Origin of the sequence: Micromonospora sp. NPDC049004 (assembly GCF_040649315.1) — a bacterium.
Lineage (GTDB): Bacteria > Actinomycetota > Actinomycetes > Mycobacteriales > Micromonosporaceae > Micromonospora.
On sequence record NZ_JBEZFG010000005.1, the window covers coordinates 349,373 to 361,496 of the forward strand.

The 12,124-nt window shown below is 69.2% G+C and carries 6 protein-coding genes and 1 pseudogene; all 7 read right to left on the reverse strand.

Features of this window, described 5'->3' with window-relative positions; translation table 11 throughout:
• Window positions 1-80 precede the first annotated feature (80 nt).
• The 7 genes and pseudogenes from AB0B97_RS17855 to AB0B97_RS17885 all read right to left on the reverse strand — a co-directional run bounded on the left by AB0B97_RS17855 (window position 81) and on the right by AB0B97_RS17885 (window position 11,806).
• On the reverse strand, window positions 81-182 hold the full coding sequence (locus AB0B97_RS17855) for an AURKAIP1/COX24 domain-containing protein (RefSeq protein ID WP_007465623.1): 102 nt from the start codon (window positions 180-182) through the stop codon (window positions 81-83).
• 214 nt (window positions 183-396) lie between these two features.
• Window positions 397-606: a helix-turn-helix domain-containing protein gene (locus tag AB0B97_RS17860; protein ID WP_007465625.1), complete on the reverse strand. Its 210-nt coding sequence runs from the start codon at window positions 604-606 to the stop codon at window positions 397-399.
• Window positions 607-806: 200 nt separating this feature from the next.
• Window positions 807-1,991, reverse strand: a complete 1,185-nt coding sequence (locus AB0B97_RS17865; RefSeq protein ID WP_357494683.1) for an ABC transporter permease — start codon at window positions 1,989-1,991, stop codon at window positions 807-809.
• 116 nt (window positions 1,992-2,107) lie between these two features.
• Window positions 2,108-2,947: pseudogene (locus AB0B97_RS17870) on the reverse strand (ABC transporter ATP-binding protein); the annotation flags it as partial.
• Window positions 2,944-4,326, reverse strand: a complete 1,383-nt coding sequence (locus AB0B97_RS17875) for an efflux RND transporter periplasmic adaptor subunit (RefSeq protein WP_357494685.1) — start codon at window positions 4,324-4,326, stop codon at window positions 2,944-2,946. The gene AB0B97_RS17875 and the pseudogene AB0B97_RS17870, both read right to left, overlap by 4 nt.
• Before the next feature lie 164 nt (window positions 4,327-4,490).
• Window positions 4,491-4,883, reverse strand: coding sequence for a DUF6188 family protein (locus AB0B97_RS17880; protein WP_357494687.1), 393 nt, complete (start codon window positions 4,881-4,883; stop codon window positions 4,491-4,493).
• On the reverse strand, window positions 4,877-11,806 hold the full coding sequence (locus AB0B97_RS17885; protein WP_357494689.1) for a polymorphic toxin-type HINT domain-containing protein: 6,930 nt from the start codon (window positions 11,804-11,806) through the stop codon (window positions 4,877-4,879). Before AB0B97_RS17885 ends, AB0B97_RS17880 begins: the two co-directional genes overlap by 7 nt.
• Between the last annotated feature and the right edge of the window lie 318 nt (window positions 11,807-12,124).

Consider the following 12,124-nt stretch of genomic DNA (forward strand, 5'->3'; position numbering starts at 1 on the left):
CACGGCCTGATCACCTGAGCCTCCGGGGGTCGACAGTTTGGCAAGTGAGGCCGAACGCCGGGCTCAGCGCCCGGCGACGATCACTTGCCGAGACGGCGACGCTGGACGCGGGTCTTGCGCAGCAGCTTGCGGTGCTTCTTCTTAGCCATGCGCTTACGGCGCTTCTTGACCACCGAGCCCATACGACAGCCTTTCGATACAACGTGCGGGGCGGACCGGATGACACCACGCAGGTGGCGACGGCGACCGCATGCGGACAACGGACCGGACCAGTCTGGGCGGCGGGGCGCACCGGTGGGGTCTCGGTCGGGCTCCAGGGTAGCCGGAGAGCGTCAGCAGGACCAACGCGCCCCCGTCCAAGCCGCCTACGTGGCACTCGATCGGCGGACCGGTGGCTCAGGCGGTCTCCTGAAACGCGCCCCGCAGATATTCGTGCACCGCGTGCTCGGGCACCCGGAACGACCGCCCCACCCGGACGGCGGTGAGCTCACCGCTGTGCACGAGGCGATAGACAGTCATCTTCGACACCCGCATGACCGTCGCCACCTCCGCGACGGTCAGGAACTTGACCTCCGACAGCCGTCCATCGGACTGCGACCCGGCCATGGCTCACCGACCCATCCCATGCCCGGCGCGTGCCAACCCGACGGATGCTCCGGGCCGGGCGGCGACGCGCGTGTTACCAGTACGGTAGCGGGGCGGCTGTGACCGGCGCGATCCCTTCGTACAACTGATCATGCCTGGATCGTCGGTTCACCCGATCCGGCCTGCCGTTATCTCCCCGGCTGCGTCCACCGTCCGGTTGGTCACTCGGCGCGCAGCGCCACCACCGGGTCGAGTCGGCCGGCGCGCTGCGCGGGAACGACCCCGAAGACGATCCCCACCGCCGCCGACACCCCGAAGGCGAGCGCCAACGACCACCAGGTGATCGCCGCCGGGATCGGCGACAACGCGTCCACCAGCAGGGCCGTACCCACGCCCAGCGCCATCCCGGTCAGCCCGCCGATGGTGGTGAGCAGCACCGCCTCCAGCAGGAACTGCACGCCGATGTCACGGGGTCGGGCGCCGACGGCCTTGCGCAGCCCGATCTCCCGGGTCCGCTCCCGGACGCTCACCAGCATGATGTTGGAGACGCCGACGCCGCCGACGAGCAGCGAGATGCCGGCGATGGCGGCGAGTACGCCGGTGAGGACGCCGAGGATGTCGCCGAGCACACCGAGGATCTGCTGCTGCGTGACCGCGCTGAACTCGGTGTCCGGGTGGCGGCGGTTCAGCTCGGCGACGATGCGCTCACCCAGCTCGTCGATGCGCTCCCGATCGGGCGCCTTCACCGCAATGCCGTCCACCCGCTGGGTGCCCCACAGGCGCTGCGCCGCGGTGACCGGCACGTGCACCTCGTCGTCCCGGTCGACGCCGAGGCTCTGCCCGAGGGGCGCGAAGACGCCGATGACCCGGAACCGCACCCCGGCGAGGGTCACCTGCTGACCCAGGGGATCCCGGTCGGGGAACAACGCGCGTGCCACCGAGTCACCGAGGACCGCGACCCGCCGGCTGGTGTCCACGTCCGTGCCGGTGAGGTAGCGACCTCGGGCCAGCGACCGGGTGAACACCGCAGGGGTGGTCTCCAGCACGCCCTGGACGGTCGTGAAGTCGGAGCGGGCACCCGCGCGTGCGGTGGCACCGGAGGCGACGGTGACCGCGACCCGCTCGGGATCGCCGACGACCCGGGAGACCGCGTCCACGTCCTTGAGCGTCAACGGCGACACGACCGGCGCGGTGCCCACCTCGATCTTGCCGGGGACGACAAGCAGCAGGTTGGAGCCGAGCCCTTCGACCTGCTGCTCGACCTTCTGCTTGGTGCCGGTGCCGATGGCGACCAGCAGCACCACCGAGGCCACCCCGATGATCACGCCGAGCATGGTGAGCGAGCTGCGCAGCCGGTTGGCCCGGAGCGCGTCAAGCGCGACCCGCCACGCCTCGGCGACCCTCACGCCGCACCGTCCGCGGGCTCGCCCGGGCCGGCCTCACGCGGGCCGGCTTCGGCGCGGCGCGGGCCGGGCTCGCGCATGTCGGTCCCCCCGCGGCGCGGGCCGGGCTCGCGCGGAAGGCGCCCGGTGGCTCCGGCGGCGCCACCAGAGCCACCGGACGGGTGCCCCGGGCCGCTTCCGGACACGGACCGGGGCTCCGCGCTGGGAGCGGGGACCAGTGTCTCAGGTCGACCGTGATCGACGGACAGCGGTCGATCATGAGGTGCGGTGGCGCTGTCCGCCACCACCACACCGTCGCGCATGGTGATCCGGCGGGTGGCTCGCGCGGCCACCTCCTGGTCGTGGGTGACCATCACCAGCGCCACCCCGGACTCGGCGTTCAGTTGCTCCAGCAGTTCCAGCACCGCCGCGCCGGTGACGCTGTCCAGGTTGCCGGTCGGCTCGTCAGCCAGCAGCACCGTCGGCTCGGTGACCAGGGCGCGGGCGATGGCCACACGCTGCTGCTCGCCACCGGACATCTGGTTGGGCCGGTGGTCCAGCCGGTGCCCGAGACCGACCCGGCCCAGCATCGCCGCCGCCCGCTCCCGGCGCTGCCGGGCCGACACGCCCCGGTAGACCAGGGGCAACGCCACGTTCTCCACCGCCGAGGTACGCGGCAGCAAATGGAACGCCTGGAAGACGAACCCGATCGTCTCGTTGCGCAGGGCGGCCATCTCCGGCGGGGTGAGGGCGTTGACGTCCCGCCCGCCGATGACCAACCGGCCGCCGGTCGGTCGGTCGAGCCCGCCCAACAGGTGCATGAGCGTCGACTTGCCGGAGCCGGACGGCCCGACCAGCGCCACGTAGTCACCGGGCTGCACGGTCAGCGACACCCCGCGCAGCGCCTCCACCGACACCCCGTCCAGCTGGTACGTCCGCGACACGTCCACCGCCTCGATGGCCGGCGGGGTGTCGGTCACCGGACCTCCTGGCCGTCGCGCACCTGGTCGGTGCCGCGCACCACGATCCGGTCGCCGGCCTGGACGCCGTTGAGGATCTGCACCAGGTCGGCCCCCTGGACGCCCACGGTCACCGGCGCCCGGTCGGCCTTGCCGTCGCGGACCACCCAGACCGTGTCCCGCCCGTCGGCGGAGAAGACCGCCGAAGCGGGGACGGTCACCGCGTCGGCGGCCTCGCGTACGCGCAGGTGCACTATCGCGTTCATGCCGGGGCGGGGCGTCGGGGCCGGCGCGTCCTCGGCCAGCTTCCCGGGACCCAGCGTGAGGCGTACCCGATAGGTGACGCCGCCCTGCGCGGAGCTGGTGGGGAGCACGTCGACCGAGCGGACCGTGGCGTCGTAGTTGGCGCCGGCGACGGCGTCCAACTCGACGGTGGCGGTCACCCCGGCCTTGACCAGCAGCACGTCGGTCTCGTCCACCTCGGCGAGCAGTCCGAGCTGCCCGGTGTCCACCACGGTGAGCACCGGCGTGCCGGCGGTGACCTGACCGCCGACCGCCACCGCGTCGTCCACTCCGGCCGGCGGGCCGGCCTGCGCGGGGGCCAGCGCGGACGGGTCGAGACCGGCCCCACCGGCCTGCTCCAGCAGCCCGGCCAAGCCGCCGTTGGCGCCGCCGCCGGCCCGGGTGCCACCGGGCTGCACCACCCCGGCGACCGGGGCGCGCAGGGTCAGTGCGTCGACTGTCGCCTTCGCCAGGTCGTACGCCTGCTGGGCCTGGAGCCGTTGCGCCGCGGAGAGCGAGCCGACGGCGGAGTTCAACCCGCTGATCCCCCGCTGTACGGCGCGCACGGCCTGATCGGCGCTGCGCGCGGCGGCCGCGTACTGCTCCTGAGCGGAGGTCACCTGGGCCAGCAGCGCGTCCCGCAGTTGTTGGTCGGCGATCTTGTCGGCGGCCTCGCGGGCTTCGTCGAAAGCCTTGTCGGCAGCCTTGTCGGTGGCACGCCGGCTGCCGGTCAGGCTGCCGGTGGAGACACCCCGACCGGCGCGCTTGGCGGCGGCCAACGCCTCCTTGGCCTGGCGCAGCCGGGCCTGGGCCGACGGGGACGCGACCACGGCGAGCACCTGGCCGCGCTTCACCCGCTGTCCAGGCTGGACACGAAGGCTGGCGAGGGTGCCGTCGGCGGGCGCGGTCAGGGTCGCGGCGGCCCGCGCAGTCACCGTCGCCGGGGCGTCGATCACCTCGGTGACGGGGTTGCGGGCGGCAGATGCCAGCGCGAGGTCAGGGTCTTTGTCGCCGCAGGACGCGGCGGTGGTGGCGGTGAGGACGGCGACGGCGGTCAGGGCGGTGAGCAGGCGGGGCCGCGTGGCGCTTGCGGGCCGCGGCAACTGGGGGCGGCGCACCCATCGATCGTACGGGGCCAAATTGCTGGCACCTACTGCGGCACCAACAGGGAATGTTGCGGAGTGGGCGCGAAGTGGCGACGGGCTGAGCAGTATTGACTGGGCGCTAAATCAGGTGGGCGAACCTGCGGTGCCGCAGTACAACGACACCGCAGGCTCACGAACTATTCGGCTTCGTGCCGTTCGCCCCAAAGCGCTACCTCACCGCCAGGCATGCACGTCACTCGCCTTTCTTTCGGCCCCACAAGACCCCAAGCCTCGTATTCGGCATCCGGAGAGACGGTCAATTCCGCTCCGCCCTCGAACGTTACTAGTAAATCGCCACCGCTTCCCACTTCAGCAAGGGTGACTCTATCGCCCACCAGGCCCACCAGGTGGATTACGGCTATAGCCGGAGACTCCGGGTCGAATCGCACAGTTTCACCAGACGGCGTCCTAATGACCGATTCGGTCTCTACGCGAAACTCGCAATCCCCACTAGTAAGAATCGTGAGAGCAGCATCGAAGCAGACACGGGTTACCGATTGACCTGCAACGTTCAAATTCACTTCTACCATCCAGCCGGGAGTGAATACGTGCCGTCGGGATTCATTGGTATGTGGGTGTCGGCCCTTGAACCTGGCTTCCCGTTGAGCCCGATCGGCTGGCCATGCGCGTTATGAAAGCGAACATACCCATTCGGATACATGGCCGTCGGGTTCATAGTGCGAACCATCTTCGCGTTTCCTGTTGCCCCGGGAGCCTGCCAAACAGTTCCCTTACCATTATCAGCGGTTCTCGCCGTCCAGTCGTCGCCGACCCCAGCAGGACGATGAGGACCGAGCGGCTTCCCGGCCGTCGAAGGGTCCGGAACGTCACAGGCGCCACCCGTGTTATGCACCAGGACCGAGGCGCTGCCGGCAAGCACATAGTACGTGTGGATGCCGTCAACAGTGAGGTTGTAGGCAAGGTCTGCGTGGACAGTGTTCGGACGGACGCCAACGACGGATCGGGTGCGGCCGTCCGCCGACAGCACGAGATCGCCCGCGTCAAGCTTGTCGGCCGGCTGCCATTCCTGGTCGGTCTGGTTCCAGAACGGATGATCCTCGGTCGTCGTGATTGCGGCGTCAACGAGTTGGAGTTCGATGAGGTCGTCTTGGTGGACCCACACATGAGTGATGACTCGGGGACCCTGCTCGCCAGTCTCCGGGTCCGAGGCCATGACCTCATCCCCAGCCTTCAACTCGTCGATGGCCTTGGTGGTTCCGTCCGCCATCAAAACCTGGGTATCACCGCTGAAGCTCTTGCAGCCACCGGGGGCGGCGGGACGCCCACCGGGTGCCGCCACACGTCCCGCAGTGCCCAAGGCACCGAGCGCACCGCTCTGGAACATCTCGTCCGCCGGCAGGTTGGCCGCCATGAAGTCGAAGTGGCCGCTCCAGAGCTGTTCGATCCACTCGTTGCAGCCGCCCGGCCGTCCCATCTCGTGACAGATGTTCATGGCGAGTTCGCGTTCGTCGTTCCGCACCAGCTCGTCGTTGGAGAATGCTGACGCGCCGAACTTCGCGGCACGCTGTTCGTTCCAGAGGCGGGTGAACTCCTCCAGCGGCACTGTTTCGGGCACCACGATCACATGTCCGAGGACTCGGGGATGCTCCCGCTTCCGGTTCCTGGTGGTCGACTTGCCGTTCTTCTTGCCCCAGTCCTTGTTCGCCTCGGTGCCACAGCCGCCCGGGCAACCACCGGCACCACGGCCGTCGCCATCCTTGAGGGGCCGCGAATCATAGCCGTAGCAGTCGTACTCCATGCAGTCGGCCGGGATCAGGCCGTCCGGGTCGCTCATCGTGACCGGGGAGTTGTTCGCGTAGGAGTAGCCGTTCCACTGCTGGGGATCGGCCGGGTCCTGCAACGGATCCACCGAGACGAACCGACCGATGGTCGGGTCGTAGTTCCGTGCGCTGACCTGGGTCAAGCCGGTGTTCGTGTTGAGTGGCTGGTTGAGGAAGCCACGGTTGTCCGGTGCCGTCACGGTGGCGCCGCGGGGCGCGCCGTACGGGGTGTACTGCCGCCAGGTGGGCATCTGTGCCGTGTTGTTCAGGTACAGGCTGGGCGTGCCCTGGTGGTCCGGAATGGTGAACCCGTAAGCGCTGCCACTGCCCGTGCGGTAGGCCATCGCGCCGCTCGGCAGCGGGTAGTAGCGGGTGCCGCTCAACGCCTGGGTGCTGGTGTTGAGGGTGATCTGCTGACCGGGCAGGTAGAGGGTGGTGACCCCCGGGTCCTTCTGGATCAGCAGGTTGCCGTCGGCGTCGTACAGGAACGAGCTGTTCCCGTCCGTGCCACCGGTCACCGACGTCAACTCGCCGGTGTCGTCCCAGTTCAGGGTCTGGGTGCCCTGCCCGGCCTTGCGGGTGGTCATGTTGCCCGCGTCGTCGTAGGCGTACGAGGTGGTGCCGGTGAGGCCACCGGAGGTGGTCGTACCCGTCAACGTGTGCGGCTGACCCTTGCCGTTGCCGTCGTAGGCGTAGGTGGTGGTGGTGTCGGTCCCACCGGTCGGCGAGTACTGCGTCTGGCTCTTCCGGTTGCCGAGCGAGTCGACGTCCCACTCGGTCCAGTAGGCGCTGGTGGCGCCGATGCCGCTGCCGACCATGGCCCGGTTACCGACGGTCGGAGTGACCGCGCAGTCGTCCTTCGCCGTCCATGCCTTGGTCAGCCGCCGCAGCGCGTCGTACCGGTAGCACTCCGTCTCGGACACCGTCGACGGCTCGTAGCGGGTGTTGACCGTCTTGGTGATGTTGCCGTACAGGTCGTACTCGTAGTCCTGCTTGTCGACGTTCGTCGTGGTGGTCGTCGTCTTGGTCACCAGTTGTTGCTTGCGTCGCCCGTCGTGGTCGTCGTAGACGTTGACGATCGAGGCCAGGCTCGTCGGGGAGCCGACGACGTTGCGGGTGATCCGGCCCCAGGCGTCGTAGTCGGCGGACTGGCTGTAGCCGGCGAGGCCGCCGACGGTGGTCGGCAGGTCCAGCACTCCGGTGTAGCCACGCAACACGGTTTCGGCAGGCAGGTTTCCCCGGGCCGGGTAGGTGTCGGCGAGAGGGATTCCGATGGTGGCCGAGTAGGTGTGCCCGAAGCCGTACGTGTTGCCGAGCGCCCCCTCTGCGGCGGGGATGGTGATCGTCTCGCCCTTGGAGTTGCCGAAGGCGTCGAAGCCGGTCCACTGGGTGCTGTACGCGGCGCCGTTGCGGAAGGCGGTCGCCGTGGTCAGCTTGCCGACCGGGTTCGTCATCGCCACGGCGGTGTTGTCGTTGTCGTACACCCAGGCGCCCAGCTGGTTGCTGGCCGACTGCGCCGTGACCGCGGCGGCGAAGCTGCCGGTACGACGATTGATCTTGTCGAAGGTGTACGACACGGTCTTGCCCCGGCCGTCCGTCGACTCGACGACGTTGCCCGCACCGTCGTAGCGGGTGGTGCTGGTCCCGGCGTCCGGGTCATCCTTGCTGACCACCTGTCCCAGCAGGTTGAACCCGCTGGTCCAGACGTTGCCCGCGGTGTCGGTCAGGGTGGACTGGTTGTCGTGGCTGTCGTAGCCGTACCTGGTGGCCACCGTGGTGCCGCCGGTCAGGCGGTAGACGCCGGTGAACGGGTTGCTCGGCGAGACAAGCGTCGGGGCCGCGATGTACTGGAGCTGCTCCTCCAACCGGCCCATCGGGTCGCTGACCGTCGCGGTGACGGTGCCGCCGGTCGGCGGGATGACCGTCGTGCGGTCGCCGTTGTACACCGTCCTGGTCGACGACTTGACCACCCCGTCGCGGGCGTTCTCGGCCAGGATGACCCGGCCGAGCCCGTCGTAGGTGTTGAAGGTCTGGTTCAGGGCCTTCTTCACAAGGCTGTCGGTGTAGACCGGAGTGGTGTTCGGCGTGGTGGCGGCATCCCACCAGCCGTTGTAGGTCGCGCGCACCCATCCCCGGCTGTCGTAGAACGAGTCGGTGACCATCCGGCCACCCGTGTTCGTGACCGACTGGGTCTGCCGCACCCGGTACTGGGCGTCGTAGATGGTGGTCGAGGTGCGGTACCCGTTGTTCTTGTTGAGCGTCTCGGTCGTCGTGGCGGTCGGCCCGGTCTTGGACACCGTGTAGCTGTGCTTCACGTTCGCCGGAGCGCTGGTGGGCCGGGACGCCACCCACGCCGCCGTCAGGCGGCCGAGCGCGTCGTACTGGGTGCTGGTGACCACGCCGTTGGCGTCGGTGCTGCTCCTGGGCAGATTCCGTAGCGTGGTCATGGTCGTGGTGGTGGCGTGGCCCTCGGCGTTCTGCAGGGTCATGCCGGTGGTCAGACCGGTGGCGTTGTCCGTGTAGGTGGTGGTGGCCTTGTTGCCGTTACCGTCCCAGCTGCCGGTGGCGCGGCCGTACGCGTCGAACTCGGCCCGGTCCGTCGTCTGGTAGGTGTAGCCGCCGGAGGCCCAGTCGGACGCCTTGCGGACCATTGTCACGTTGCCCCTGGTCGGGGCGGCCTGCGGAAACGTGGTCGCGAAGGTCGTGTCGTCGTAGAAGGTGCGGACGTGTGACACCACCTGCGCAGGCCGGTTGACCGTGGCCGGGGCGCTCAGCGTGTTGGTGCTGCCCGGCACCGAGGTCGGCGAGCCGGCGGTGAAGCCACCGCAGGCCACCGACACGGTCTCCACCTGGCTGGTCAGGCCGACCAGGTTGAGACCGGTGTTCACCGGGGCGTAGCTGGTGCTGGTGCAGCGGTCGTACTTCGGGTCCGCCGGAACGGTGTGGTCGTACGAGTGCTGCAACAGCCCGAACGTCGGGGAGCTCGTCGACGCGTCGTACGACATGTCGGTCTGGCTGTACCGCCAGGTGGTGGTGGCGCCGGTGGTGACCGCCTGACGCCGCCAGGTCTGCACCGGCGCGGCGAACGTCGCGGTCAGAGCCGGCAGCCCGGTGCGGGTGCGGGTCGCGGTCGCGCCGGAAACCCAGTAGGACGTGACGGTCGAGCTGTCGACCGGGCCGCCGTCGCCCAGGTAGGTGGTGGCCTCCAGCGGGCGGCCGGCGAGCTGGTCGACATCCTCGTGCGTGCCACCGGCGCTGTCGGTGACGTTGACGACGGTGGTGTTGTTGTTCCTGCTCATGCCGCGGTAGTAGGTCGTGTCCGCCAGCGTGCGCGGGTCGTTGACGCCGTCACCGTTGCGGACCCGGACCTTGCCGTAGCCACGGAACTGTCCGTAGGTTCGGTACTTGGCCTTGACCACCTCGTTGTCGTCGTAGTGCCATGCGGCGTTGCCGACGTACTCGTAACTGGTCGAGGTGGCCGGCGCACCCCCGGTGGGGTCGGTGGCGGTGACCCGGGTGACCGCGTACTTGTGGAACCAGTCCAGGATCTGGTTCGGCACCCCCTCCGGCGTCCAGTAGACGGGGTAGCAGGACTTGCCGTTGGACGCGGGGCTGACCGTCACCGGCGCGCTGCAGGGCTGCGGCAGCTCGTAGCTGGGTGAGATCACCGAGCCGGTCTCGGTGGTGATCGTCGCGATGCGCTGCCGGTAGAACGAGGGGTAGCCGCCGGTGACGTCGACGCGGTTGGGCAGCTTGATGCCGGTGAACGACACCGAGGGCAGGGCGATGGCGCTGGTGGAGCCGCCCGAGGTGGTGTCGTACCCGGTGCGGGTGATCGAGGTCAGCCACAGCGTCGGCGCGGTGCCGTCCCCGGTCGCCGGCATGGTGTGGGTCAGGGCGTAGGAGTCGACCTTCTTGTACGGGGTGCTGCTGGTGTCGTACTGCTGGGTCTCGATGGAGGTCAGCCGCACGGTGGAGAAGAAGGACGGGCTCCAGGCCTTGCAGTCCGTACCGGAGTTGCAGACGAGGTCGAACGGCACGTCCGGCCAGTTGGCCTTGGTCGAGTCGTTCAGCGGCTTGCAGGTGCCGGACAGGCAGCGGTCGTCGCTGTTGAAGACCACCTGGTTGGGGATCACGCCGTACGCGCCGTTGTCGCGGAAGCCGTAGTCGATCCGGGCGAGGTTGCTGTCCCGGATGTACGGCACATCGGTGGCGCCCTCGTTGCGGCCGTAGTAGTTGGTGGCCTGGTTGTAGTAGTAGGCCATCGCGTTGCCGTGGACGTCCTTGACGTAGTCGAGGTTCCACCGGTACGCCATGGTGCAGACCGAGGAGCTGAAGCCCGCCGAGTTGTAGCAGGGGTCCCCGGAGTGCGCCGAGTAGACCGGAACGTAGTCGACCGACTTGGTCTCCGGCTTGTTGGTCGTCCACCCCGGCAGACGGTTGCGGCCGAACTCGTAGACCGTGCCGTCCCGCTCGGTGACCCGCCAGTAGTCGGTGTCCTTGGTGCCACTGCCGTTACCCGAGTTCATCACCCGGGTGACCACGGCGCCGGTGTCGTTCTGCACCTTCCAGGTGTCCTTGCCGGAGTCCCAGATGAGCGAACTCGACGATCCGTTCAGGGCGATGGTGAGGATCGGACCGGCGTAGCAACGGTCGTTCGTCTTGACCGGGGATGGACTACCGCCCGGGTCGTCGGAGCAGGAGACGAAGGTCTGCTCGACGTACGACTTCGGGGTGGTCCAGCCGTCGCCCACCCAGGACGCCTGCGCGTTGGTCGCCGAGGTCTGACCATCGACCCCCGCGGAGTCGTAGGAGAGGGCCAGTTGCGGCACGAGCTTCGACCGAGTCGGCGGCACGGCAAGGGGGTACGAGTAGCTGAACGAGCCGGTGCTACCGCCCGCGGTCCAGGAGCCGGACGGCTTCAGGTCGGTCGCGGCGTAGGTGCCACCCTTGCCACCCTCATCGCCGACACCGGCGACGGTGGCGAGCACCATCGCCGACCCGGTCGACCGGCTGTCGGCGGCGGCGGTCGTCAGCGGGACCTCCGCCGACACCGAGTTGGCCGCCGCGTCGTTGGTTGAGGCCAGCGGGATGGGCGTCCGGCAGGCGGCGAGCCCCGGTGTGGTGAGCGCGCACGCCGGCAGCTGCACGAGTCGCAGGCGGGAACCGTAGTTGCCGCCGTACGCCTCCGCGAACTCGGCGTAGTCGACGCCGACCCGTACCGCGCCGGTGGCGCGTCCGGTCGACGACGGCGTCACCGAGAGCAGGACGCCGTCCACGCCGGCCGCCTCGGTGGCAGCGCGGTCCGCGATCCCCACCCGCATCTGCTGCGGACCGGCGTAGCGGCCGCCCTTGGCGACCGGTGTCACCCAGATCGGGGTACCCGCGGCGCGTGCCTTCGCCGGCGCGGCGGCGCGGGCCGCGGAGGTCGTCGCGGTCAGCTCGACCGTTGCCGACGCGGCCTTCGGCCACGCCGTGCGCGACGGCCGGTAGGTCGACTTCGCCTGGTCGGGTGGTGTCACGAAGCTCGTGGGCAGTGGCTTGACGCCGGTCACCGATCGCCCGGGCGACATGGGCGGCAGCTTGGACACCCCGCCGTCTTCCGGTTTCGCCGCCGCCGGCGCCCCGGCCAACAGGCTCGCCACCAGGGACGCCGCCGTGGCCAGTGCCACCAGACGTCTGGGACGTGTGTGCAGTCGTAATCCCCCGTACCCGACCATTCGATCCTCACCTCTGCGCGTTGCCAGAAAAGCCACGCAGGGTGTTCGGTCGCACACCCCCGTGGCGCGATCAATGTTTCACGTTGGATCGACCCGAAGGTAACGAGACGATAACGATGACCTCTGATGGCGGTCGGCAAATCCATCGCAGTGAGTTCGAAAAGGACAACCCCATGTGACAACCGGCGTTCCACGAAGGCCGGAAGTGCTGCTTCACTGTTGCCGCCCAACGGACGTGTTCCGCGACCGCCGGCCAGACTCACGGGGGAG